Genomic DNA, 25,542 nt, shown 5'->3' on the forward strand with positions numbered 1-25,542 from the left:
GTCATGGCCGACGTAGCCCTGGAAATGCCGGATGAGCGCAGCATTCATCTCGTCCGTCGAGACGAATGGACGCTTGCAGAACCCGATGATGCGTTGGTGACCAAGGTGAAGGTCAGCCGAATACCAGTTGGCCATGACCCTCCCTTTCCGGCCGTTTCCCTTTGATAGGAAGCCGGTGCGTCAAATGCAATCAGCGGGGCAAGAACCCCGCTGATCCAATGCCGATGGCAGCTCTTTCAGGCCAGAGTGGCAGTTTTCAGTGCCAAAATGGCAGAACTATGGGTGCCCCCACAACAGTCAGAGAAAGCAGATGAATGCGCAAAATCAATCGCTTCCGATTCGGCGCAAAGAATCCATAAACATTTTCAATAACTTGCCGCGCATGGCTTTCAGGTTGAAAGCATAAGCTTGCGCAGAAACCAAAAACCTGCGCAGCATCGAAGGCTTATCTCATGAGGTCATCCAGGCGGCAGCATCCGGGCATGAAAAAACCCGCGCCGAAGCGCGGGTTTCTCGAAGACTGAATTGCCCAGGAAGGTCAGGTGCCGATGGCGGCCCGGAACGGCTTGTCCCTCCGGAACATTCGCTCGTAGCTGCCGTGGGTAAAGGGCGTCGCCAGTTCGTTCATTCCGGTTTTGTCACACCATGCCTCCACGAAATCCAAGCGCTCTAGCGACCCTTCCCCCCTGACAACCGCAAGTGCCACCGCATCGACAACCATGTCGATGACGAGGCCCCATCGATATGCCCCTGCTGTCGCCAGGCGGTGCAGGAAATCTCCCGTCGGCAGGTCAGCATCGACATCGAGGCCTGCGCTGACCGCGTAACTGCCAACGATCTCGTTGAGGGTTTCGTAATCCTGCGCCGGATGCCCGCCCGTGCTGTTCAGATCGATTTCACCGAACTCGATCCTGGCCATCAACCGATCAAGCTGCTCCTCGCGTTGCACATAGTCACCAAGTTCCGGGACTCCGGACAAGATCGGCATGAGCGGCCAGTCGTGGGACGGCATAAAAGTTTCGCCACTCTTCGTGTCACGCTTGTCTACCTTCATGAGGCCCTTGAAGGCGTCCAAGACAGCTTCAACCTCCTTATCCGATTTGCCCCGCATGATGTGCTGAGCCTCATCGTAGTGGATTCCAACAATGCCCTGGAGCTTCGCCTGCTTGATCACGAGATCCCAGATTTCGAACTGTGTTCGGCGCGTATTGCTGGTGATCGGATAGCCCAGAGCCTGCAGCGTTTTGCGGCCAAGATCCTTCCAGGTACCCTTCGCGCCGAGTACGCAACATGCAAAGCGCGCCGGCTTGCCATCAGGCAAGAGAACGGCGCTTTCGTTGAACTGGTCCAGCATGTCCGAGATCTCGGCAGTCTTACCGGAGCCGGACAGCCCTGTGATCAAGAGGCTGCGCCCCTCAAAGCTCTTCCCGGACCGAAGGCGGCCAAGGTGACGGCTGAAGAGCTTAGAGAATTTGCGCTGGAGCTTCTCGCCCCTGGCGAGCGGGAAATGCCGCTGGGCGAGATCCGCATTCAGATCTGCCAACGAGGGAATGATGAAGGGGTTGGTCACAGTTTACTATCCTTTATGGCGTCGAAGGTCATGGTCTTGATGTCGTCAGGGTCTGTCGCGGAAGTGCTCCCCTTCCTTGGGGGTGCATCCATCGGTCCAGCGGACTGTGGCGGAGGTGCGCTTGCCCTGGGAGGCGTCGCTGCGGACGGCGGTTTGGACGGAGCCGCACCGGCCGGGCGTGCCGGCACCACACCCGACATGCGCCCCCTGCTCATGAGATGGCCGGGTGCAGCAGCCGCGCCGACATAGGCGGCAGGTCGCGTTTCGACCCGAAGCAGTTTGCTCGCGCGAGCCTCGAGCTGTGCGAGCGTCTGGTAGCTCGACGGATCGCGGGAATCCGGAAAGAAACCGGATTCAAGCGCACGGCGCTTCATCGCTTCGCCCAGGTGCCGATCATGGAGTTCCCGCAAGCTCGGATTGGACTTCGTCGCAGCCTCCATGATCTCGATGGCTTCTTCGAGCGTCTGGTCCTTGAAGACCGTCATGGTCAAACGGGCCTCGATCACGGCTTCCAAGCCCTCCGCGGTGACATAGACCTTGCGAAGGTCATCGGGGTCGAGATGAACGGTCACCGCCTTCGAAGCCCCCCCGGCAAAGCGCTGAAGCTCCGTGGAATTGAAAGGAATGTTGAAAGCCCTGACGCCTTCCGACGTCGTGGTCACCCGGGCTTTTGCACCAAGATGCAGACACCTGTCCCGCTGCGAGGGCGGATCGATGGCGCCATAACGCTTCAGCGCTTCGTCTCGCTTCTGACGAGGGGTCGCCCCGGACATCCCGGTGCCACGATGCGGCCGGAAAGGATACTCGTCGACGAAGTACCGCGTGATCATGCCGTAGAGCTCGTCATGGCTAATCCTGGCGGCGGTCTTCGGATCGTAGCCGGTAAGCTCACCCGGGCGGCTACCGGTATACCCTGGCCGGAAGTTCAGAACCTGCCATTGCAGCGTCCCGAAGACCCGCTCGACCACTTGCTTGTCCAGAGGCTGATAGGCACGTGCAGTCATCACGGTCATGCCCATTCCGAGCTGAGAGGCGTAGACGGCCGCATTCCGGGTGGCTGTACCATTATCCGCCAGTGACAGCCCGAGCCGGACCGGGGGTACCGGCTCCTGCTTGCACCCGTAGCGGACCTTCTCCTTCGTCTTGTCACGCGTCGCCATGCGCAGCAGCGCTTTGGTATGGTCGGCGTCTGCTGTCTCGGAAATAACCCAGCCAAGCACCTCGCGGGTCGCCACGTCGATAATCAGGTGAAGCCAGCAGCGTCGGACCTCGTTGTCCGCAAGCTCTTGTGGTGCCTGTTTGGGATCGATCACCTTCGCTCTGACGACGCCGTCGCCGGAAGTGAAGATCGACAGCAGGCACTGATCAGTTTCGAACTTTTCACCGAACGCCAGGGCGCGCACGTCCGTTGACCCAGGCCCCTTAACATTCATGGCGTATCGTTTCCCGCCACGGCCAATCGTTCGCACGACTTCCGAAATTGCCTTGATCCGGCTCCTTATGGTCGTGATGCTGGGGAAGTCGACACATTGCGCGATCTCTTGCGGTGAACGTTCGAACACCTCCTTCGCATGGTTCACAATGGTGGTGAGCTTTGCTTTCTGAGGCTTCATCCACTTTTCAATCACGTACGAGATGTACACTTCCTGCCACTCGCAGAGTCTCGGGGACCGACGCCCCTTCTTGTGATCACGGTCAGCCAGAACGACGGGGTTCTGGGCGAAACGATGGTAGACCTCATGATAGCTGGCGAGAGTGCGCCCCTGCGGAACATCGAAGCCGGATGCCAGCTTGCCGCCCCGCCGCGTTCCAAGAAAATTGAACCCAGGTGCAATCCCTTCCGCCCGCGTCAACAGAAGGCGGCGATGCTTGCCGGCCTTGTCCATACTGCGTTGCGTGAGCTTTTCACCTTCCTGGCGCAGGGTGTCCTGGGCCAGCACAAGGGCAAGACGACCCTGAATAATGCTCCGCGTTTCCTCGCAAAGCTGCTCGACGCGCTCGATACCGCCGGTGTGCGCCAGCAAGGCCCGCCGCTTTTCAGCATCTGCCGGATTGGTGACTTCGCAATCCCGCGACCGGATCGCGTCATCGACCCGCTTGGTGGGCAGCGTGAAGCACTCACCCGACTCCAGACATTCCACCGCATAGCCGCTCTCTTCGCGAACCGACACCATCAGTTCACGGCCATCCAGCTTGAGGATGGATCCCTTGGGGATATTGTAGAGCGGCTGCGTGGTCATACGTTCAGCCCGACACGCGAGGGATAGTCAATGACGCCGTGCATGTCCGTCCAGAGCACATTCTGGCCGATGAGCCGCATCGCAGCCTTGTAGCAGCGCCACGGCTCCATGTCGCAATTCGCGATCAGGTCGTTCAGATACCAATAGCTGGAATTGCGTGCGGCATCCTCGACGAGCGCATCCGCCTCGTCGTCCTTTACCTGCAGGTAATCCCAGATACGGCGGAGGTTATCGCGGTACGCACGCGTGTAGTCATCCGTGCAGACGACCATGGCGTCGTCAGCGAAGTCCTCGGTAACTGCGGCGAAGATGTCGTCGATTTCATCCTGGGTTTCGCGCCTCGCCAAGCTCGTCGCGTTGCGGACGAAGACCGCGCGCCGGTACCCGTCCCGGAAGGTCAGCCGCAAGTCGAACCGATGGGTCCGCACCTTGCGCTTCTGCCGACAGTAGAAGCTGAGTGGATGAAGCTGCACCTCCAGCCCATAGAGCTCGGGGCTGCGAAGCGCATCCAGGGCGACGGCGTATTCGGACTCGCCATCGAAATGATAAACCTGCCGGATACCGCCCGTCATCGGAGTTGCGATCGCGGCCGAAACACGCTTGACCGTGTCGCTGCGCGTCAGGGGATTTCGGTCACCTGCATAGGGGAGCACCCCGTGGATCGGCGAGACTCCCAGGGCGGGCTGCTTCTTCGTGACAGCCGGTTGATCCTGCAACCAGTCTTCATAATTCGACATGACGTCTCCGTTCCCGGAACACACAATGTTTCCGGGTTGGCCTCTTGTTCTCTTGAAGATCAGACCGTGCTTACCTGGCCATTTCCGGCCTTTTCGCGGCAAGTGATCCACGGGCGATCCTGTCCCCACCTTCCAGTGGCGCATCTGCGGGGCACCGTGGCGCCTTCCAAGGCGCCACGGTCGGTCGGATCGATATCAGGGGATCCCGGTATTCATTGCAGTCCGCTCCTCTTGTTCCTGTCTTCCTGATCAAGAGGTAAGAGGAGGTCGTGAAAGTTCTGAGCGAAAATCTTCAAGAAATTTCACTCTTTATTTCTTACCTTCTTTCAATCAGTTACAAGTCACCTTCTCTGCGGCGGCCAGCTTTCGGCGATCGCGGATAGGCTCTCCGACAGTTCGATCAAGCCCTTCTCCATGGCGCTTCGTGACAAACCTGTCGGACCCTGCTCCATAAGGCGACGCGCCAGATGAAGCGGAATACTGAAGCCATCCGGGGTCATCGGGACGCAATACCCCGCGAGCTCGATATCCGGTGAAAGCTGCGAGGTATCGAGCCGTTGAGGCCGCCCCAGACGATACCAGCGGGACAGCGTCCTTGCCCATCTTCGGTCAGGGGTCACATGGATCAGCTGCGATGTCGTGACGAAGGCCGCGCCAAGCCTCGGGTGACCAGACGCCCAGCCATGGAGCTTCATCCGCCGCCCCTGCAGGACAGTCAGGTAATCATTCAGGATCGGCGCATCTCGATCATCGCCATCAGGATCCGGTCCAATCAGCGCAGCCCGGAACGCGGTGACGCTGCGCATGAGAAACTCTTGGTTCAGATAGTCGTGTGTCATGTTCATCTTGCCATACAGGGCGTCGCCTGGTCTCAGGTATGCTCTGAGACCAGGCGACATTTAAGGTTCCCAGGATGAACGCGCGTGTTCGGAGGCGGCTCTAACGGCGGCGCCCAACAGGCCGCAACCAGAAAGCCTTGCGAAAAAGACCGCAGCGGAATCAGTCAGTTGCATGAATCCCAAGGGTCGACGGGGCAAAGGCAGGAATATGATGGTATTCTCGCAAGTCGTTTTGCGACCCTGAGCGGCGCAGAAGGGCTTGCAACTCGCGCTCACCCCCTACCCCTTCCATAGAGAACATTGGGAAAAGTTGGGCATACCGCGATCCGATCGCCTGATGACGATTCGCGAGGAGCGCCCATGGAGGTGTTAGACGCTTACCTCGCGGGCGGAAGACGGCTTACTCATGCAGCCTTTGAAAGCGCATGGGTTCGCGACGTGAATCCTCAGACGTCAGAGTTCTGCAACGACGCAGCATCCGAGGGCAAATCACCGAGCATCGCGCCTCGAGCTGGCCGCACCAGGATCTGGGAGATCTGTGAATATGAAAACCCAACCAGGGCTTCGGCGATCTCCGGTCGGATCATTATTCCGTCCTAGCTCGAAGGAATTCTTACTGTACAACAAACAGGTGGCATGACCACAACTGACCTGCCACGGAACTTTCATCCAGTCCTGACCGGAGCCCAGTTGGTTGTTACGCCAATCGGCGCAGGTTGAACCATCGCCCGAAGCGCAGAGCTTTCATCTCGTGCAGCGGGGCGGGCGGTTGCGGTGGTCAGGGTTCGGGCGTAGCCGGCCGGCGTATGGTAATCCAAGGCCGGAAGTGCAGATCGACATCAAGGGCGGGAAGCCGACATTCGCCTCCAGTGCGAAATTCCTCTTGCCAAGCTCAGTATGCAGACGTTCATCGACGGTGGGAAACTTCGCTTTTGGTTGCGAATTCCTAGGCGGACGAACCAATCTGGCGGAAGCCGAGTCTTTGGTGCCGTCAAGCTCCTAACTGCCCATGCCTTTCGAGGAGCCGTATCAAAACGGCATTAGCGTGGGTGAAATTGGAGTGCTGGCCCTGGAGCTGATACGCCCACTTCTCACCGTGGAATAGATTGTTGCGAAAGCGCCAAACGATCATCAGCACGGTCAGCAGCCGGTCGCGCGGGTCGTTTCTGCGCCCGTCGAGGACCGACCGAACGAGGTCGGGCTGATCTGCCGGGCGCAGATGCAGGTGGGCGAAGTGGTGGGTAAAGTCCCCGTTGGCGTAGTAGCGCTCCCGAAAATAGGCCAGCTCCCCATCGTACTGGTCAGCATCGAGCGTTCCGGCGTCACTCCATTTGTCAACTTTCGCACGGATCAGATCGGCGCGTGCGAAATTTCCCATAACTTGGGCCTCGAAAAGGCTCCATAAGAAAGTGAAATTGAAGATCGCCGCTCGATCCGCTTCGGGTAGCACCTGAAATCCCGGCGCTTTTGCCAATAGCCATTGTATACTCATTTGGCCAGGGTTCCTGAGGCGCTGCTGGGCCGCTCGGGGGTGTCGCTCCGAGGCACTAATATTATGTTATTCGGGTCGATTAAGAGCTTCAAATCGTATGCGGTGGCCTGTTCCGTTCCATACTCTTTAAGATCGTCGACCTTCGGTTGAACATCGAGCGCTTTGAAGCCCACCGACCGATACCGCCATTCCGGATCGTCGGTTTTCTCAAAGAAAACCTTCGCACTGAAAGTCAGGCTGGTGTCGGCAAACGATGAGCTGTTGAAATAAAGGCCTTCTGGCAACGGCGACGATTCTTCAATTTCGAGCGTCTGGAACTCGAAGCGAGCCTGTGATTTCGGATTAAGCAGGATGTTCACGGCCATACGTGCCTCGTTTGCCTCCCAGAACGCATCGAACTTGAATACATCGGTGGAGCGGAGACCTGCGTTAGTAAGAAGCTGCAGCCACCCATCCGCAAATGCGGAGATGAGCGGTAGCTCCTCTAGGTATGGTCCGGTGATGGGTTGATCGACCGGAAAGGTAATCGGTGGAATCCATTCGTTGCCAGCGATCGTTAGCGTTGATCGGCCGGTTGCCATGAGCGTGAGCGCACGCAGCAGCTCCGCCCACTCCTCTAGGGAATGCTCCATGTCATCGATCGAACTGACACTCTCGAACTTGAGCGCCGGGGGCGTCAGCCGGATGTTGAAATCTGCGGTGCGGATGAGAAGCTCCGTGCCATGCGGCCCGGCCATCTGCGGTCCGATAAACATTTCGCCTTGGAACCGCGCCGCTTGTCCAAAACCAGGTCCGCGGATCGAGATCTCGCAGGAGCCCAGCGTAGGGGGCGTGAGATGTAAGTCATTGAGGTCGTCGAACAAAGTGCCTTGGTAGGGAAGTCGTATGCCAAACCGGCTATCGAACACGCGAAGTTGGTGCGGTTTCAGGGGCGACAGGCCAAGCAATAGATTGCTGAAATGCTCCGGACCCTCGATCTGGATGAGTGCCTCGACCTCAAATTGGCCGCTCTCATAGCCAAGTTCGGCGAGCTGTCGTTGCTTCTCGATCGTGTAGGCGCCGGGGTTCTGTCCGCAAGCCGCAATCAGGGCTGCCAATAGGCCAGCTGGCGTGGGCTCGAAGCGCACCCCGCTCTTCACATAGTCGTAGCTTATATCAGTGTGGTTGATGTCGCGAGCCTTGCGGGCCTCCGCCAGTCTCAATCGCTTAAGAACGCGCGCCAGCTCACTCCCGACAAGATGGACAAGATATGCGGATTGCAATTCGCCATCAGCGAGCAGCCGAAACACGACGATGAGCGCCGGCCGAGGGTCTTTCGCCAGGCGGTCGATCGCGGACAAACTGAGACGAATGCGATTGCCGCCGTGACCGAGTGTCGATTTCAACTGCACCTTCGCGGCATTGGTCGGCCGCTGATCGAGTGGTAGCGCCGGACCGGCAGACGTTACCGGGAACTCCACGATGAAATCCCATCCCATCACGTCGATGACGCTCTTGTTGCAATAGAAGCCTGCGCGCTCACAGAGCAATTTGAACTGGTCTTCGCCGATGCGGCCGATGCGATCGGGATCTAGTTTGCCATTCATCTCGCCGTCTGACCTTGCCTGCCTGCCAATCATTCCGCCACCTGTTTCGAGAACCGAGCTTCCACAGCAGCCCGCTCAAAGTCTGTAGTGTAGCATGCAGGCGGTCGACTGTAGGTACCCTTCAGCGCATCGCAGACAAAATATTGGTGCAGCTTGGAGTCGCGATCAGTTTACGATGACCAGGACAATGCTGCCGTCAAGCTTTACTTCCTAAAGAGCGCGTTTCAAGTTCACTGCCGAATATTATGCAGACGAATAAGTTTGTCGAAGAAATCCGTGATCCTCGCCTCGGCGTTGTCACCAACGAGTTCATTCGCCCCGAACCGATAGACTTCATATCCAGAAAGTCGCAATTCGCGGTCAGCCGACACCATGTCGGCATAGACCTTCAACGATGGGCGGCCATTCTCCGAGAAGTGGTGTTTGCCATCGACCTCGATCACAATGCGCTGACGGTTGGGAAGCAGCAAAAGGAAGTCCATGCGCTGACGGGGAAGCGGAAGCCGGTGGCGCAGGGTTTTCACGATGGCAGGATCATAGTGAAGGTAGACCTGCGGCAGGAGCGCAGGCAGCGCCTCACCGAGAGCTGAGCGATAGGCCTTGAAGTAGGTCGCGAAAAGCTTGCGTTCAGCGTCCGAAGCCAGGGATTCCTGGAGGCGAGCGCCGAGATCTGCAGCATCGGCTCCCGGCGTAGCCTCTCCCCACCAAGCAACGAGTTCGGACCACACCAGGCCGCTTGCGCCGATCGGTCGGTCGTAGACCAGACAGCTTTCTTCTCCGGACAGGATGACAAGGTCGTTGTTGATCGCGTCGGCGAAACCGATCTCCGGCTTTGGCCCCCGCGAGGCGAAGATCAGGTTCTTCGGTCGACCACTGACACCGCGCGCCAAGGATCGAAAACTGAATAGCGGATGACCGGAGATTTCGCCTTCCTGCGCCAGCTCGTAGCCGTCCCGCGCGAGGACTGCGTTCAGGGCAGCGACCGTTTTCGTCTGATCATCGCCCGATCGAGTAAGAGGGTGAACAGTTTCTTCCAGCAAGGCGCCGAACCTAGCTTTGGAACAATCGAAGGCCCCGATTTCTCCGAACAGATGCTCCACCGACCAATCGCCCTGATTGTGATCCATGTACCGGGTGATTTGGTTGCGCAGGCTTTCGCCACCGCTTCCGAGGAAGTCTTCAAGTGGCGAGGAAAGCGGGAAGTAGCCCTCGACCACCTCTACGGTGCTGCGCTCGCCAGCAAGATCGTCTCCGAGGATCCGCGCAACGTCTCGTCTTGTGATCTGTGTCAACGGCGGGTCGCCAGCCTCGAGCACCTTGCGACCCGCCTCATCGAGTAGGATGTCGTGGCGAACTGCAGCGAATTTGAGCGCCAGCTGTGCCAGGTCCTCCTGCGTGAGGTTCTCGAGCACAGCTTCGATACGCTGCCGCTTCGAGAAACCCTCCCGGGCAGGCACGACCAGCCCGGCGACCCGCTCGGGCTCTTGGCTCAATTGGGCGTGGCTCATTCCCTGCAGAATCCCGGAGAGAAGCCGGTAAAGCTCATCCGCCACGCCCGGTCCCCTTTAGGATCACGCGCACGAATGCAAACATCCGCGTAAACAGATAGTCGATCTGATCCAGAGAGGTCAGCGCTTCCTGCGTTGTCTCGGAATGACGAATGCGAAGGCTGTTGCCTATAGTGGTCAGCTCAGAGGCCTCCCGCCCAAGGGCTTTCCGAAATCCAGAGCCCGGCGGTGCGACGTGGTCCAGCAGCGCATCAGCCTGCACGCGCTTATTGGCGCCGGGCTCCAGCGTCTTAAGTCGTTCAAAAGCGTCCCACAGCTTCTCGAGTGCGTCCTGACGATCTTCAGGCTTTGGCGAAAGAAATCGTTGGCGCGCGGCTTCAAGAAACCGGTCCGTCTCCGCATCTCCGGTCTGAAACAAGGCCCCAAAAATTGTATTAGCGATTGCCTCCGGAAGAAGGCGGCGGGCCTGTCCGGCCGCTGTCAGCTCGTATGCGACGGCGTTCCGGCGCAACAGGAGGTTCACATCCCCTACAAATCGCGCAAGTCCGGCGTCTCGGTTCCAACTCAGGTGATGATGACGGTGGAAGGAATGATAAGCGCCTTGAATCGGCTCCCCTACGGCCTTTGCACAAAACTCGAGTAAATCGAGGATCACTGGCGTGTCGGGCACTTCACCCGCAGAGAGTGGCCATTCGATCCACGGCACCTCGGCGCCAAGCATCTGGCGAAAGGCCTTTTCGTCGCATCCGCACGGCCCGTTTCCGTCGGGGCACTGTTCGGGGAAGCGCCACCCGAATGAATCGTCGCCTATTCCTGTCTGGATCAAGCTGTAGAGGCCAGCCCACAAGCGCTCATCGATGACTTCGATTGTTTGAGGTCGTGCCCCATGCTTACGATCTGTAAAATAATCGGACACCCTTTATCCCCACCATAAATTAAAAAAAACGGCTCAACCTCTTGGCGATTCGAAGCACGCTCGGTTGTCGCCGCGACAAGGTTCGGATTAGAAGGTGCTGTCAATAAACTCCAAGTTTTTTGAAGAATTTCTCATTCCTACTTCCCGAATAATCTTCGACCAGCTTAAAACCTCCATATCGAGATTATTGTTCCCAAACCACCGGGACCATCCGAGATCATCTAGCATAGGTGTGCAATCCTCTCCACATGACCGGCGATCAGGATACTAAGAAATGCTGCGGCGGGGATGAATGGCCGCTTCGGTGACGCTGCGTTGCCGCACCATCGGTCGCATCGAACGACCGGAGTGGGCCGTCCATGTCGATCAGTTGCCTAGTTCGGGCGAGAACGTGGCGGCGCCGCCGCGTGACGTCCTGGAGCCGGTAGTGTTAGCAGCACTAGGGGCGGAGAGCGGCCGTTCGCTGCGTTTTCCAGCAAGGACCGCTTCGCGGGACCAAGCTGCCGTCCGTGCCTCTGTAATCAAGGTCTGCTTTTATTCATCTGACGTAGCTTGCACCGTTCACGTCCAAGGTCGCGCCACTTAGCGATTTTTGTTCAGGGCGAAGGGCAAAGCACACAAGTTCTGCAACTTCGCTTGGCGCAACCATTTCTCCGATAGGAACATCTCCAACGGCAGCATCTTTGCCTTTTGCGCGGATAAATTCCTCAGCCATCTCCGTCCGCACAAAGCCCGGCGCAATCGCGATGGCGATAATCCCATCAGCACCAAAAGAACGAGCAATCGTCTTGGTTAGATTGATAAGCCCAGCTTTGGACGCGCCATAAGGCATGTGATCTTCTGTGTATCCCCGCTGCGCCGCGCGGCTGGCAATATTCACAATTCTCCCCCCGTCAAAGGCGCAGAAGTGCTGGATTGCCATGCGACATAGATCAGCAGGAGCCCGGAGATTGACACGCAAATCAGCCTCCCATGCGGCTGACCAAACGTTGAAATCATCCTCAATCCGTGCAGTGGCGCGGATCCCTGCGTTATTCACGAGCGAGTGGATCCGACCTACACGATCCTCTGCCGCCTCCCAAAGCCGCTGCGCACCGTCATTCTCTGTTAAATCGGCCTGAACGAGCGTTCCTTGACCACCCATCGTTTCCAGAAGTGCCTGTGCCTCGTCTTCATGGCTGCGGTAATGTAGGATTGGGTGTCCGCCCAATTCTGCGAGGCGCAGGGCTATGGATCGTCCGATCCCTCCGGTAGCACCGGTGACAAGAACAGTTTGGCCACTTAAGGGCAAATCAACCATATCTTTAAAGCCCTTTAGTATTTGTCCAACGCGATGGTGTGATTTGCGACTGAAGTTCTGTCATTATCTGACTGCCTTTTGTGAGGTAACGTTTCCCTATTGCCGATTTTCGCTGCAATGCAGAAACCTGTCAATGAGGGCTCGAACCGGTCATTCGCCGCACCCCGCGCGAACGGCCGCAGTCGGCTTAGCGTAGGATTCCACACTCTCCCGCAAACGACCCCTCAATCGCAAAAACGCATTGTTCGCCGGTCATGACGAAGGTGGTGGCACGTGGGGCCGCATCGCCTCGCTGATCGAGACATGCAAGATCAACGGCGTGGAGCCCTTTGCCTACCTGAAATCTACACTCGAAGCGATAGCGGCAGGTCATCCAAACAACCGCATCGACGACCTGCTCCCCTGGAACTTCAAGCCCTCAAGCTGAAAGCCACGCGCTGCCCAGACAGCGCTTACGATCGACGAGCTGATGCCTTGGAACTTCACCACGTCAAGCTGATCCCGCGTGGGGCGCAGACAGCGCTTACGTCCGTCCGAACTATCTTGTGGTTTATAGTGAGAACCCGGAAGTCGTAACAGTGCTGCGCGTGCTGCACGCTGCTCAGTTGTGGCCATGAGAATGGGTGGTGAGCTACACTATCATCTGGGATATCATCACTAATACTAATGATTTGGGCAATATTTGCCGCTCTAAAGACCTTGGCTTGATCTATCGGTACGCTAGAAAAGCGTTCCTAGGACTTTCCACGTCTGATCGACCATCGGAACCGCAGCAACCGGCGCGACACCCTGTACGGGGAACTGAACGAACCCACCTTCACCTGTCTGGCCGACGTTTTCGAGGTAATAAATGCTTCGCGATCCGGGCATCGGTTTACCAAGCCGCTTTAGGTAGGCGAAGTGCTCGCTTGAAAACTCGTCGGCACGCGTCACGACCGCGAGAATTCGCCCATCTAGAAGGGATAAGTCAGAAGCGGCGCCGAGCAACACATGGCCGCGGTCGAGCGCGACGGGATAGGCGCTGTCGCCAACGACCTCAGCCGCCGCAACAACCTGTTCGAAGATCGGTGAGTGGTCTGTCTCGACAGCTTCATCTCGTGATTTCGAGGCGGCAGTTTTGTCGAAAAGGACACCGATTACCTTGCTTAAATGCGAGCTGCTACGCTGGACGAAATGAGATTGCGGCACTCGAGGATTGGTCGACGGTATTGTCTCAAGCGAAATTCGCGACAGGTCCGCTCTATCAATGCCGATGCGGCGCGCGTAGACCTTTCCTGGCGTACGCACGATTGCGAGGTCGCCATTCCGTACTTCGGCGGTGGCGGACACGATTAGAGTTTGACCTGGGAAGGCTACCAATCCCATTGTCGGCGCGCGCAAGGTGAAGAGCGACACGTCACCCAGCGAGGCAAGGTCCAGGCGATCGGTCGCCTCTTCGATCGTTGTTAAGGGAGCCCCGGACGCGCGGGCTGCCAAACGACCTACGACACAGATTGGCGTACTCGGAAGCGCCACCAGTTTGAGGCTTGGGGCCGCCCTTTGCGCCTCCGACAACGCCTGTTCGGACGGGAGGCGTCCCATGAACCGCGCGTATGCGAGCCAGCAGGCATCGATAGCGGAGAATACCTCCTCATAACCTTGCCGAACGGTCTCGGCCTCGATTGGGGTGATTTGATCGGCGCGTCCGTGATGCGCCTTGTTGATGACGTCGCGAAACGCCGCGCCGGCCTTTAGTGCAGGCAGGTCGAGCAGCCGCCGGAACGGTTCTTCGTTGAAGGGACGCTCACCACGGTTTCGGGCATTGGCAATCTTGCCAAGCAGGTCGCCCATCGTCGGGTCATGGAGGACTGCCGGATCGGAGGCGAGGAGATCCCATAGTTTGATCTCGATTCGGACGCGAACGGGATGGACGAATGCCCGCGCGAGGTTCGTGTCGTTGGGATCGGTCCTTTGCCACTCTGCACAGCGGAGATGGACCTCATCCGCCACCGGCGCGAGGCTCACGGTGCATTTCGACGTCGAGATTGCTGAAAATTCCCAGGTTTCGGTCCGTGGGACACTTGATGGTGAGTTGGCAGCAACGAATGATTCGATAGTTGGGATAAAACCGAAATCGTTGCTGACGATGACCGGATTCATGCCCTCAGCAATCAGCGTCGGCACGGTCGCCGCGAGGTTCGCGACATTTCCCGGATCTAGGAGATCTTGTGGGTCATCCATAAGAAAGGCTGAAATGCCGCCTGAACGCGCCCATACTTGTTGCCAAAGGGCCAGCACAAACGCCGACAGAAAGGCGCGCAGTGCGGACGCGTTCATTACATGATGCGCTTCGACAAGATGCTTTCCCTGCGCCGCTAGGAATGTGAACCCGTCGCTTTTTCCGGAATCAAGACCTGCATATTCTGGTGCCTGGATGAAGTGAGCTCGATACATGCGACGCGACCACGCGGTCGCCTTTTCCTGCAAATCCGTGACCAAGCCCGCGACCTGATTATGGACGAGGTCGGGAAACTCTTTGAACGGCTCGACGGCTTTCGCCGCGCGAGCGAGTTTCTCAATCCTTGTACGGGCTTTGGACCAACGCTCGCAGCTATCCTTAATCTGCGCCAGCTGCCGCCGGATGCCGACGAAAGTAGTCGCGACCTCCAAGTGGCTACGCAACACTACTAGCTGGCCTTTGATGGTTCGCTCATTTGCGGCGTTCGCTGTCTCGTCGTCATCGGTGCGCAGCACCGTGAGGATCGCGGCACGTGCAAACTCAGCATGCGTGGCACGATAACGCGCCAGCGCTATTGCCCTCCGCACACCACGGATGGCGGCACGCAGACTTTCGTTGTCTGGAATTTCCTCCGGCAGCGTTACGCCTGGCAGTGGCTCGCGGATGGGGGCCTTGCTCCAAGCTGCCTTGCAGAGTCCATCGACGGAAATCGCCATTGGTTTCAGCAAATGTGGGAAATCGGACAATTGGAACACTTCGAGAGCTAACGCCGATTCGTACACTGACGCGAGATCATCAGGCACTACTTCGTCTATGAACCTTCGCAGCTTCACCGGAATTCGGCTGCGTAAGCTATGTTTAGTGTCTCGCTCCCATTCTGCTGCGGTCTTCAGCATTGCCTTGTCCGATTGGCGAGCGTCCTCTAGGGCTTGCGCCACCGACTTGTCCAGCAAGGCATCCGTGGGGACTGCGCCGGGCGGAGTTAGATCGCGCTCGCAAACGGGGCAGGCGGTGAAGGCTTGACCGGGGTGCGATGCTTCGTGCCATTGCGCCACCAAGCCATACAGGCGAAGACGGGCGGCGCGTCCGGCATTGGCCAATTGCGTAACTAAGGTCGATGCCTCACGTTCGATATCGTCCAATATCGCTTCCGCATCGGTAAGCTCCGCCTCGCTCATCTCCCCGAGCGTTTGGGCAAGCTGCATCGACGGCAAACCTTTGAGCGCCGCATTGCTGAAGCAATTTTCGGCCGCTTTGATCGCTGCTTCGAAACGCTTGATGTCGGCTTCACCGGTCAGCGGCGGCAGCGCTCCCAAGATTGACCGCGCATCGGCCGCAGCTTGATCCTCGGCCGCTTTGAGAAGTGTCTCTGCGCTGGTTAGACCGTCCCGCCAGGCGTCCGGCGTCGCTTCCTCTGGCAACACCACACAACCAAGATCTGGGAGACCTTCACTATCCTTCAAAAGGTCCTGTAGTGTCTGCAGCTGTCGGAATGCGTTGGTTTCGCAGACCTTTTTCTCGTCGCTGGCAGCCTTTGGATATTTGTTCGTCAAGCGCTCGTGCAGACGCACGCTTCGCGCGCCAAAATGCGCGAGAGGGCGTAGGCCCGTTAGAGTCGAGACTGCTTGGGAGAGCGTTGTTTTGTCATCGAAGCGCGTCGCCGCTGCGATCCCAGGCATCAATGTGCCGACTTGCAGAGCAAGGTCCGACAGGCCAAGATTTTCCAACCCGCTTGCGCTTGCCTTGTAGTTTTTCTTACCGTCCCGTTCGAGGCGACGTTCGACCTCCACCTCGCTACCATCAACAAGCGACCGAAACCTGAGGCGGACCCATGTGTCGACCTTTGGCTGTCCATCGACCGCGAGTAGTTCCGTCTCGGTTGGGATCGGCACGATAGGCGGCAATTCGAATCCGGCATTGGTGCCAGTGTCGTCGTCGCTAGGGACTTGAATATTGATCGGAATATGTAGGGGAGATGGAAGCCCTTGGGAACGATGTCCATATCCAGTTAGGCACCAGCAGATCGCGCTGATTAGAGACGTTTTTCCCGCGCCATTGAAACCCCGGAACAGTATCGCGTCGCGTGAAAAATCCAGTGTGAATGCGACCGGATCGCCGCCGGCCTCGTCGCAGTGACGATGGAGGCCGCGAAATCGATGGGCGGAGATACCAATCAATCGCCAGAGCTTGTGCGAAGAGGACGGTCGCACTGGCGGTGGAGTTGCGACGACCGATTTGTCCAGCGTATCGAGCAGCCGATCAATTTCCCCGTCCAAGATGTTGGTGTCTTTGTCCGGGTTCCAGTAGCCTTGGCGATTTTGATTGTAGAAGTCGAGGACGGTTCTGCTGTCCGGCAGTGGCAACGAGAACTCGACACCGCCAGCGACCTGCAAAGCGTCACCTGCAATCAGATGCCTAACGACTTCGTCCAAAGTTAGATCTGCGATATCAATTGCCACGAGCTACCTCTTCTGAAACCTGCCGACTTGTTCGTTGCGTACTGGATAAGGCCTGCATTCCTCGCTCGGCAGCTTAGACACGAATGTTTCCCGCGTCCGCTAATTATTTATGGGGTTCGCCTAGGATTGCGCTGGAAATGGGGCGGTCGTTGAATGCCTGCTTTTGCCATGTTCGAAGTTGTAAGCAGACTGACTTCTGACGGCCGCGAAGCCGTCATTGCCTCGCGTACGACGGATGGCCGCTTGGTCACCCAGCTGACGCGCGCGTCCGTGTCGAACGTCGCGCATCTTTGACTCTAGGATGCGGATTTTCTGAATCCTGTCAGTGAGCCGCGTCAAGCAATCTTGACCCAATCGTCAAGCATTTCCGACCCGAACCGGCCCTTCGACGCGGGACGCGCGAGGGGCCGCTGTGCGGACAAAGTGAGCTTTCGCTGCGGTTGCGCCAATGACCGGTTCGGTGAACTGTTCATCAAACGGTAGCATTTGAAGCGGCCTGTGTGGGTGCCGGGAAAGCAAGATGTTGGTCGATGGTCGCGTGTCAGGTCCTGCTTGACACTTTCAATACCAAAACCGTAAGACGAGGGCAGGTATTGGGCACCTGCCGCCTGCGGACGCAAGTCTCGGTGAAGCTCAAATTGACAAAGACATACGCCCTCGAAGCATTTCGCAGGTGGCAACGCAGGCTCCCATCCCATCAGAAATGCCTCATATGAGGAGTGAATGATGTCGTCTCAAAACGCATCCGAGAATCGATTTTTAACGACTACGCCGAAGCGGCTTTTTGTCGCCAATGCTCTGCCTATGATGCTTATCATGGTGATGAGCGGTCTTTTGACCGTCGTAGATGCTGTGTTTCTGGGCCACTTCGTCGGGGCTGATGCCCTTGCGGCCGTCAGCGTCGTATTCCCTGTTATCATGATCACAATAGCACTCTCGACCCTTGTCGGCGGGGGAATGTCCAGCCTTCTCGCACGCCATTTGGGGGCAGGAAACCACAGTGATGCGGTTGCTGTATTCGCGCAAGCGCATGGTCTGGCGCTGTTTCTGTCACTTTTGCTCATATCGGCCTTTGGTGTCTTCGGCGGGGTCGTCATAGACGCGCTTGCGGACGGCCAGCCTGACATTGGACACATGGCTTATACCTATCTGGCTATCATGATCTTTGCGACGCCTGGGCAACTGCTCTTGAGCGTCCATGCAGACGCGGGGCGCAACGAAGGGCGTGCGGGCCTGATGGCGTTGATGTCAGTCGGCGTCACACTCGCCAATATCGCATTGAATTACGTGTTGATCGTGCGCCTCGACATGGGCGTTGCGGGGTCAGCTTGGGGAACGGCAATTGCACAGGGGGTAGGTCTTGCACTTCTTTTAGGCTTGCGTTTGCCCAAGCAAGAAATCTTGTCCCTTCCGGCCCTTAGAAACGCACGTTGGGTTGGGAAATGGAAAGCGATATTGGCCCTTGGAGCCCCTGTCAGTCTTAGCTTCATCGGGATAGCGCTGGTTTCAGGAACGGTGATCTCGACGCTGCGACTGACGTCCGACACCGGCTATGTCGAGGCGGTTGCCGCTTACGGCATAGTGACCCGAATTTTTAGTTTCACATTCATGCCGCTTATGGCCATTGCATTGGCAACCCAAAGTATTGTCGGAAACAACGTGGGCGCAAAGCTTTACCACCGCTCAAATGCTGTCCTGCGGATCGCACTCACTGTTGCCGTTCTTTATTGTGCTGTCATTGAGGTGATCTTGCTTGCCGGAAGTGGTTGGATTGGTCGAGGCTTTGTCAGCGATCTGGACGTGATCTCACAGGTTGGGGTCATTTTGCACCCAATGTCGTCCCTTTATCTGTTTTCTGGTCCGGTTCTTGTGCTCGCCCTCTATTTTCAAGCTATTGGAAAACCCGTACATACCGCCGCTCTAACGTTGATTAAGCCCTTTGTGTTCAGCCCTCTGCTGATCGCCATTTTGGGCATTTTTTATGGCGCACAAGCGATCTGGCTTGCCTTCCCAATTGCTGACGGGATCGTGGTTAGTATCGCCATTTGGATTGTGATCGCGTCCCAAAGGACGGGCAAAGGCAACATTGGTTTTGGATTGTCGGGTCAGGAGGTAGCACGATGAACCTACAATCTGTGATAGAGGCTAAATCCCAAGCTAAGGCCTTGCGCGCATCACTCGCCGCGCAAGGCACAACCATCACCCATGCGCGGGCACTGGAACTCGTCGCCCATCAGAATGGTGCCCGAGATTGGAATACGCTTCAAGCCAAGCTGTCACGGGCAGAGCCGCAGCTTTTTCATCTCAATGACCAAGTTAGCGGGCACTATCTGGGGCAGGCCTTCACTGGGCGGATCGTAGCTCTTTCAAAAGTGGGCGCAAACACGCAGGTTTCGCTTCAGCTGAACGAACCTGTTGATACGGTGCAGTTCGAAAGCTTCTCAAACATGCGCCGACATATCAGAGGCATGGTTGGGCCCAACGGCCGATCACCCCGCAAAACGTCAGACGGCACGCCGCACTTGGTCATAGATATTCCGAGCAGGTGATCTGAAATTTCTGAACGGCAACCAATTTCGGGTGGTTGCCGTTCATGCGCGCAACCTAAATCGGACTTTCGCGCAGCTTGCAGCATCGGTGAGTATGGGCTCGAAGCCGACCTTAGCTGCGCAGCGTGTGAAGGTCCGGTCCGGGCCGTTCGTGCTCTTGACTTGTCAGGCCAAGCGCCTTGAAGAAACGACATTCCCGCGCCCTTCGATCCGGGAGGGCAGATGACACTGATCCGGGCGCAGATCGAGCTCCCATTCGAGCGCAGCCTCGCGCCAGAGTCACGCCGGCGCAGAGCCGCCATGGAAAACTGCCCGGGGTCCTGTCGCGCATCGAAAAGATCGTCGAACCAGAAAGCCTCGAATGCCCGGTGTGACTGCGGGAGATCGCCACCATCCACCCGAAATACGCTTGTCGCATCTGCATCGACTGCGTCAGTCAGGCACCTGTGCCGACGGCCTTCATCGAAGGCGGCCCGACCGCCGAGGGCGCCATCGTCCATGGTCTGGTCAGCAAGTACCCTTCCCGCCCTTAGATCATGAAAGATCCCGCACGCCCCGCACACGCTTTGCCAATAGCGGACCCGTTTCCGGCCAGGCAGGTTGGGGCAGCTTGTCCGCTCACTCCCCCCAGCTACAACTTCGGATTGCTCGGATGACCCCTTGCAGGATTTGCGCAGCAGCGCCTATCGTCATCCCAGAACCTGCATTTCGAGGCCCATGATCACCAGCATCCCCCTCCGCCCGAGAGAAACTCTGGCCTCTTTCATATCCCGGAAAGCGGCGTCCTTCGAAGTGAACGCTTCCAACTTCGCAGTTGATATAGGCACGTCGTTCCAGAAGCTGATTGCAGGAAAATCGGAGGCGATTGAAACTCTTTCGGATGTCAGGATCATCATTCCTGAAGAGGTCATCGCCTGGTCGCCGACATCCGATGAGACCCCAAGGGGGCACCGCTTCCTGCGTCAGCACCTGTTTCCCACGAAGGCTTTGCAGGGGGCTGCGATGCGTGGATGCCCGGCATGCCTTCGCGACGACCTGGCGGATTGTCATGACCCTGGAACCAGCATGGCAATGCGCGGCCACTGGATGGTCCCCCATTTGATGCTCTGTCTCAAGCATCAAATGCCTCTGGTCACCCTCTGGAAAGAGAGCGCCGCCCTGAGCCGGTTCGACTCCGCCGTTCACTTCTCGAAACTCGCCGACGACATCGTCGCCGGGACTCTCGATGCAGAGCTACGGGAAGAGACCGATTTCGAAATTTGGCTCGATGCCCGGCTCGAGGACCCGCAGGGCGGCCTGCCGGAACAGCACTGGCTGGACCAGTTCTCCCTGCATGCAGCCTGCAACTATTGCCTGATGCTGGGCACCTCGCTGCTGCGGCATGAAATGAGCGCGCCGTCGTCAGTCCTTCCCGAAGACAATTGGGCCGTTTATCAGATGGGCTTCGAGATCGCGCGAGGCGGAGAGGCTGCCATTCGCGACGCCCTCATGGGCCTCCAGATGCTGCCGGGCTCGCCGCAGGACGGCCCCAGGAAGATCTTCCCGAAGATGTACGACCGGCTGGCCTACGACAGCATGGACGACCCCGACTACGATGTTTTCCGGTACATTCTGCGGTCACACATGGCCGCGACATGGCCGCTCGGTATCGGAGACGAACTGCTCGGAGAACCGATCACCGCGCGCCGCCTTCACTCTGTCCGAACCGCGGCCCGGGCAACCGGGATCGACCAGCGCCGGCTTCGCAAGATTCTCGCCGCAGAAGGCATCGTTCCCGAAGAGGGCCTGCCCGATGCATGGGAAGTCTTCGATGCGGAACGCGCGGACACAGTTCTGAGATCCGCAACCACCCTGATCACCGCCAAGGATTTCGCCGAAGCGATTGGCGCGTCGAGATCCCAGTTCGATCTGCTCGTCGCAGGCGGCATCCTCGCACCACATCTGTCATCCTCCGGGGATGCGGCTGGAACCAGGACAATCTGGGACCCCGCCGATGGCGTCCGGTTCCTCGACAGCGTGTTCGTCGGGGCGTCTCCCCTCCGCCAGGCGCAGCACGGATGGGAGCACATCTCGAAGTCGGCGGCGCGTTTGATGGTCGGCCCTGAAACCCTCATCGAGGCGATCCGGGACCGGCGCATCGTCAGGATCGGCAATCACGCCGACTTCGACGGCTACGCCGCCCTCTATGTTTACCATGACGAAGTCTGCTCGGTTTTGTCGCCGGAGCCGTCGTCCAACCAGACCATCGAGCTGTTCTCGAAGTCGGTTGGCCTCGCGCAGCCCATCCGCATGCGACGTCTCGTAATGAACGGCCACACCCCTGCGACAGAGATGATCCACCCCAAGCTGAAGAAGAAACAGTTCTACATCACGCGGGACGATGCCGATGCGTTTCACCAGCGCTTCTACACCTTGCGCACCATGGCACAGGCCCATGGCAAGAGCTGGCAGTCCATGACGGCAAGGCTGCGGGCGGCCGGGGTGGAGGTGTTCTCACCCGATGGTGAGGACTACGGCACCCTCTACGAACGGGACCGCGTGGACCACGTGCTATCGCAAGTCACTGAGATCTAGCTAAATAGTGAGGGGCCGCGCAATTGCGCGGCCCCTGCTTTCTGTCTCCAGGAAATCGTCAGGTTACCAATCCGGAAATCCGATGAGGTAGCCGACACCGCCGTACTTATTGCACCGGCATCCGTTCACATTGCTCAGATGTCAGGTGTCAGCCCCAGAAGCGCCGCGACGAGTTTTTACCCTTGACACCCCTTGCGCAGACTTATGCTTTCGTTTGCGCATTCATCTGCTTTCTCTGACTATTTACACCCAGTCCCTCACCCACACTTACTATGACCGCAGCTCGTGCAGGTCATGCATCCTTCGACCATCTGCAGGGAGTATTGCCCACAGCTGGGGCAGGCCTTGCCGCGGTTCATGCCGGTCGAGCCACCAGAGGAGGCCTCCAGCCCGACGACCTTGGCCGCGGGGTCTGTCTTCAGTCCCAGGCCTTCGCTTTCCATGAAGCCGGTCGCCACCATGTGACGCTCGATAACGCCGCCGATAGCCGCCAGGATCGACGGAATGTACTTGCCCTGGATCCAGGCCCCGCCACGCGGGTCGAAGACGGCTTTCAGCTCCTCGACCACGAAGGACACATCGCCCCCGCGCCGGAACACGGCCGAGATCATCCGCGTCAGCGCGACGGTCCAGGCGAAATGCTCCATGTTCTTAGAATTGATGAAGACTTCGAAGGGCCGCCGGTGACCGCCCATGACGATATCGTTGATCGTGATATAGATCGCGTGCTCGGAATCCGGCCATTTCAGCTTGTAGGTGTTCCCCTCAAGCGCCTGCGGCCGGTCGAGCGGTTCGGACATGTAGACGATTTCTCCGCCCTCTTCCGGGATCGGCGCCTTGGCCTCTTCCTTCTCGTCCGAAACGCTCAGGACCGAACCGGTGACATCGTTCGGGCGATAGGTCGTGCAGCCCTTGCAGCCCGTGTCCCAGGCTTCCATGTAGACTTCCTTGAAATCGTCAAAGCCGATGTCCTCGGGGCAGTTGATGGTCTTGGAAATGCTCGAGTCGATCCATTTCTGCGCCGCGGCCTGCATCTTGACATGCTCCAGCGGGGCCAGGGTCTGGGCGTTGACGAAGTGATCCGGCAGGGGCGCGTCGCCCTTCAGGTCTTTCCACATCTTCACCGCGTAATCGACAACCTTCTCCTCGGTCCGCGAGCCGTCCTTCTGAAGCACCTTGCGGGTGTATTCATAGGCAAAGACCGGCTCGATCCCGGACGAGACATTGCCTGCGAACAGGCTGATCGTCCCAGTGGGCGCGATCGAGGTCAGCAAGGCGTTGCGGATACCATGTTCGGCCACGGCGGCCCGCACGTCCTCGTCCATCGTCTGCATGGTACCGGAGGCCAGGTAGGCGTCCTTGTCGAACAGCGGGAAAGCGCCCTTCTCCTTCGCCAGGTCGACCGAGGCGAGGTAGGAGGACCGCGCGATGGCCCGCAGCCAATCTTCGGTCTGCTGGGCGGCCTCGTCGCTGCCATAGCGCAGACCCAGCATCAGCAGCGCATCGGCCAGACCCGTAACCCCGAGGCCGATCCGGCGCTTGGCCTCGGCTTCACGCGCCTGCGCTTCCAGCGGGAAGCCAGAGGCATCAACGGTGTTGTCCATCATCCGGATCGCCATGCGCACCAGCTTGTCCAGCGCGGTCAGGTCCAGTTCGGCGCCCTCGCCAAAGGGATCGCTGACCAACCGGGCCAGGTTGACGCTGCCCAGCAGGCAGGCGCCATAGGGCGGAAGGGGCTGTTCACCGCAGGGGTTGGTGGCCGCGATGGTCTCGCAGTAGTTCAGGTTGTTGGCCTTGTTGATGCGGTCGATGAAGATCACGCCCGGTTCGGCGTAATCATAGGTCGCCTGCATGATCTTGTTCCACAGATCGCGCGCCGGAAGGGTGTGATAGACCTTGCCGTCGAACAGCAGTTCCCAGGGGCCATCGGCCTTGACCGCTTCCATGAAGGGATCGGTGACGAGAACAGACATGTTGAACATGCGCAGACGGGCCGGATCGGACTTCGCCTCGATGAATTTCTCGATATCGGGGTGATCGCACCGCATGGTCGCCATCATCGCACCACGTCGCGAGCCAGCGGACATGATGGTCCGGCACATGGCGTCCCAGACATCCATGAAGCTCAGCGGGCCGGAGGCATCGGCCGCCACGCCCTTCACATCCGCGCCGCGCGGCCGGATGGTGCTGAAATCGTAGCCGATCCCCCCGCCCTGCTGCATGGTCAGCGCGGCCTCCTTCAGCATGTCGAAGATGCCGCCCATGCTGTCGGGCACGGTGCCCATGACAAAGCAGTTGAACAGGGTCACCCGGCGGGCGGTTCCGGCCCCGGCGGTGATCCGGCCTGCAGGCAGGAACTTGAAATCCTCGAGCGCGCCGTAGAACTGCTCTTCCCAATGAGCGGGGTCCTTTTCGACGACGGCCAGGGCGCGGGCGATTCGCCGCCAGCTGTCCTCGACAGATCGGTCAATGGGGGTGCCATCCGCCTCTTTCAGGCGGTATTTCATGTCCCAGACCTGTTCGGCGATCGGGGCGGCAAAGCGGCTCATGGCAAATCCTTTGGCAGAAGGGGCGGGTTGAAGCTGACAGAGAACAGTCTACTATTGTCGACAGGCGCGAGGGGCAAGCCCTCACACCACATTTAGCGCACATTGCGACACACACTACCGCACCTAGAGATTTAAATGCCTCAGACCCATCTTATCAAGCTAAGCGTCGGCACCGAAAAAGTCGAGGATCTTGAAGCCTGGCAGGCCTCGGGCGCACAGCGCACACAGGATGGTTTCCCGGTCCACGTAACGCGGATGTGGCCCCGCCGCGAAGCTGATCTGCTTGCCGGTGAAGGCTCTATCTATTGGGTGATCAAGGGCCAAATCCAGGCCCGCCAACGCATCCTCCGGCTGGACGAAGCTGATCGTGGCGATGGCGTCCGGCGCTGCGCCATCGTCCTGGAACCGAAAATTCACCGGGTCGCGCCGACGCAGAAACGCCCCTTCCAGGGCTGGCGCTATCTTGCCCCGGAAGACGCCCCCCGCGATCTTGCCCGCACCCGCGCGTCGGATGACGCGCTGCCTCCCGAACTGAATGCGGCCCTCTCGGAGCTCGGCCTGATCTGAGACGCGCCGGGCAAGGGGGCGCTGCCCCCGCCTCCTGCGGAGACTCCCCCGGAGTATTTGCGGCCAGATGACAGGGAGCGACGCTCTTCATCATCTGGCCCAAAATACTCCCGCCGGAGGCATCCAAGATCCCAAATTCTTGCACCCAGCCGATCACCGGACACTGATCGTTCCGCGGGAATGACAGAACCTGCTTCGCTCCGGCTGACTGGGACAAGCCAGCAAGAGGTCGCGATGTTCCCCTCGCCCAATCTTTTCGCGCTTTGGAAAGCGCCGTTTTCCGGCGATGTCTCGCAGCAAATCGAGCCCCGGCTCTTGTCCGACGATATCGCCGGAGAGCCGGAGGTCGAGGAACTTATCCACTGCCATGTTGCGAGCTATGAGACGCTGCCGGCGGCGCGGCGGGCAGAACAGGACGCGCCGCGCTGAAGTCCTGGC

The 25,542-nt window shown here is 58.6% G+C and carries 17 protein-coding genes and 2 pseudogenes; 7 read left to right on the forward strand and 12 right to left on the reverse strand.

What is annotated here, in order from left to right; translation table 11 throughout:
* The first annotated feature begins 3 nt into the window (after positions 1 to 3).
* A complete protein-coding gene (locus tag PSAL_RS09230; RefSeq protein ID WP_196222666.1) occupies positions 4 to 165 on the forward strand; it encodes a hypothetical protein in 162 nt (53 codons plus the stop codon).
* Between the two features lie 373 nt (positions 166 to 538).
* Here PSAL_RS09230 and PSAL_RS09235 read toward each other — a convergent pair whose 3' ends face one another.
* The 10 genes and pseudogenes from PSAL_RS09235 to PSAL_RS09280 form a co-directional block, all read right to left on the reverse strand.
* On the reverse strand, positions 539 to 1,570 hold the full coding sequence (locus PSAL_RS09235) for an ATP-binding protein (protein ID WP_119837550.1): 1,032 nt from the start codon (positions 1,568 to 1,570) through the stop codon (positions 539 to 541).
* Complete coding sequence (locus PSAL_RS09240) at positions 1,567 to 3,810, reverse strand: Mu transposase C-terminal domain-containing protein (RefSeq protein ID WP_119837549.1); 2,244 nt, start codon at positions 3,808 to 3,810, stop codon at positions 1,567 to 1,569. Before PSAL_RS09240 ends, PSAL_RS09235 begins: the two co-directional genes overlap by 4 nt.
* Positions 3,807 to 4,547 carry a hypothetical protein gene (locus PSAL_RS09245; protein WP_119837548.1) on the reverse strand — a complete coding sequence of 247 codons (741 nt, stop codon included), beginning with the start codon at positions 4,545 to 4,547 and terminating at the stop codon, positions 3,807 to 3,809. Before PSAL_RS09245 ends, PSAL_RS09240 begins: the two co-directional genes overlap by 4 nt.
* Before the next feature lie 341 nt (positions 4,548 to 4,888).
* The gene (locus tag PSAL_RS09250; RefSeq protein WP_196222665.1) at positions 4,889 to 5,392 is read right to left on the reverse strand and encodes a DUF6634 family protein; all 504 of its coding nucleotides are present in this window, start codon (positions 5,390 to 5,392) and stop codon (positions 4,889 to 4,891) included.
* Positions 5,393 to 6,051: 659 nt separating this feature from the next.
* Positions 6,052 to 6,207, reverse strand: a pseudogene (locus PSAL_RS09255) (IS3 family transposase); the annotation flags it as partial.
* Between the two features lie 170 nt (positions 6,208 to 6,377).
* Complete coding sequence (locus PSAL_RS09260; protein ID WP_231388474.1) at positions 6,378 to 6,878, reverse strand: hypothetical protein; 501 nt, start codon at positions 6,876 to 6,878, stop codon at positions 6,378 to 6,380.
* Positions 6,875 to 8,464, reverse strand: a complete 1,590-nt coding sequence (locus PSAL_RS09265; protein ID WP_196222664.1) for a hypothetical protein — start codon at positions 8,462 to 8,464, stop codon at positions 6,875 to 6,877. Before PSAL_RS09265 ends, PSAL_RS09260 begins: the two co-directional genes overlap by 4 nt.
* A 230-nt stretch (positions 8,465 to 8,694) precedes the next feature.
* Entirely contained in the window at positions 8,695 to 10,017 is a 1,323-nt protein-coding gene (locus PSAL_RS09270) for an AbiJ-related protein (protein ID WP_119837545.1), read from the reverse strand.
* Positions 10,007 to 10,888, reverse strand: a complete 882-nt coding sequence (locus PSAL_RS09275; protein ID WP_119837544.1) for a hypothetical protein — start codon at positions 10,886 to 10,888, stop codon at positions 10,007 to 10,009. Before PSAL_RS09275 ends, PSAL_RS09270 begins: the two co-directional genes overlap by 11 nt.
* A 538-nt stretch (positions 10,889 to 11,426) precedes the next feature.
* Entirely contained in the window at positions 11,427 to 12,188 is a 762-nt protein-coding gene (locus tag PSAL_RS09280) for an SDR family NAD(P)-dependent oxidoreductase (RefSeq protein ID WP_119838775.1), read from the reverse strand.
* Between the two features lie 223 nt (positions 12,189 to 12,411).
* On the opposite strand from PSAL_RS09280, the pseudogene PSAL_RS09285 reads away from it, so the two are divergent.
* Positions 12,412 to 12,615, forward strand: a pseudogene (locus tag PSAL_RS09285) (transposase domain-containing protein); the annotation flags it as partial.
* Between the two features lie 293 nt (positions 12,616 to 12,908).
* Here the strand turns inward: PSAL_RS09285 and PSAL_RS09295 are convergent.
* Entirely contained in the window at positions 12,909 to 16,865 is a 3,957-nt protein-coding gene (locus tag PSAL_RS09295; protein WP_119838130.1) for an AAA family ATPase, read from the reverse strand.
* A gap of 726 nt (positions 16,866 to 17,591) precedes the next feature.
* On the opposite strand from PSAL_RS09295, the gene PSAL_RS09300 reads away from it, so the two are divergent.
* From PSAL_RS09300 to PSAL_RS09310, 3 genes are all read left to right on the forward strand, one after another.
* Positions 17,592 to 18,989: an MATE family efflux transporter gene (locus tag PSAL_RS09300; RefSeq protein ID WP_119838131.1), complete on the forward strand. Its 1,398-nt coding sequence runs from the start codon at positions 17,592 to 17,594 to the stop codon at positions 18,987 to 18,989.
* Complete coding sequence (locus PSAL_RS09305) at positions 18,986 to 19,414, forward strand: glyoxalase superfamily protein (RefSeq protein ID WP_119838132.1); 429 nt, start codon at positions 18,986 to 18,988, stop codon at positions 19,412 to 19,414. The genes PSAL_RS09300 and PSAL_RS09305 overlap by 4 nt, the downstream gene beginning before the upstream one ends.
* Before the next feature lie 717 nt (positions 19,415 to 20,131).
* Entirely contained in the window at positions 20,132 to 21,988 is a 1,857-nt protein-coding gene (locus PSAL_RS09310) for a TniQ family protein (RefSeq protein WP_119838133.1), read from the forward strand.
* Between the two features lie 257 nt (positions 21,989 to 22,245).
* On the opposite strand, the gene PSAL_RS09315 is transcribed toward PSAL_RS09310, so the two are convergent.
* Positions 22,246 to 24,537 (reverse strand): adenosylcobalamin-dependent ribonucleoside-diphosphate reductase, encoded by a 2,292-nt coding sequence (locus PSAL_RS09315; RefSeq protein ID WP_119838134.1) that lies wholly within the window; start codon positions 24,535 to 24,537, stop codon positions 22,246 to 22,248.
* A 135-nt stretch (positions 24,538 to 24,672) separates the two neighbouring features.
* Between PSAL_RS09315 and PSAL_RS09320 the strand changes: the two genes are divergently transcribed.
* The gene (locus PSAL_RS09320; protein ID WP_119838135.1) at positions 24,673 to 25,104 is read left to right on the forward strand and encodes a DUF1489 family protein; all 432 of its coding nucleotides are present in this window, start codon (positions 24,673 to 24,675) and stop codon (positions 25,102 to 25,104) included.
* Positions 25,105 to 25,284: 180 nt separating this feature from the next.
* Positions 25,285 to 25,533, forward strand: a complete 249-nt coding sequence (locus PSAL_RS09325) for a hypothetical protein (RefSeq protein ID WP_147407602.1) — start codon at positions 25,285 to 25,287, stop codon at positions 25,531 to 25,533.
* The last annotated feature ends 9 nt before the right edge of the window (positions 25,534 to 25,542 follow it).

It is taken from the genome of Pseudooceanicola algae, from assembly GCF_003590145.2.
Lineage (GTDB): Bacteria > Pseudomonadota > Alphaproteobacteria > Rhodobacterales > Rhodobacteraceae > Pseudooceanicola > Pseudooceanicola algae.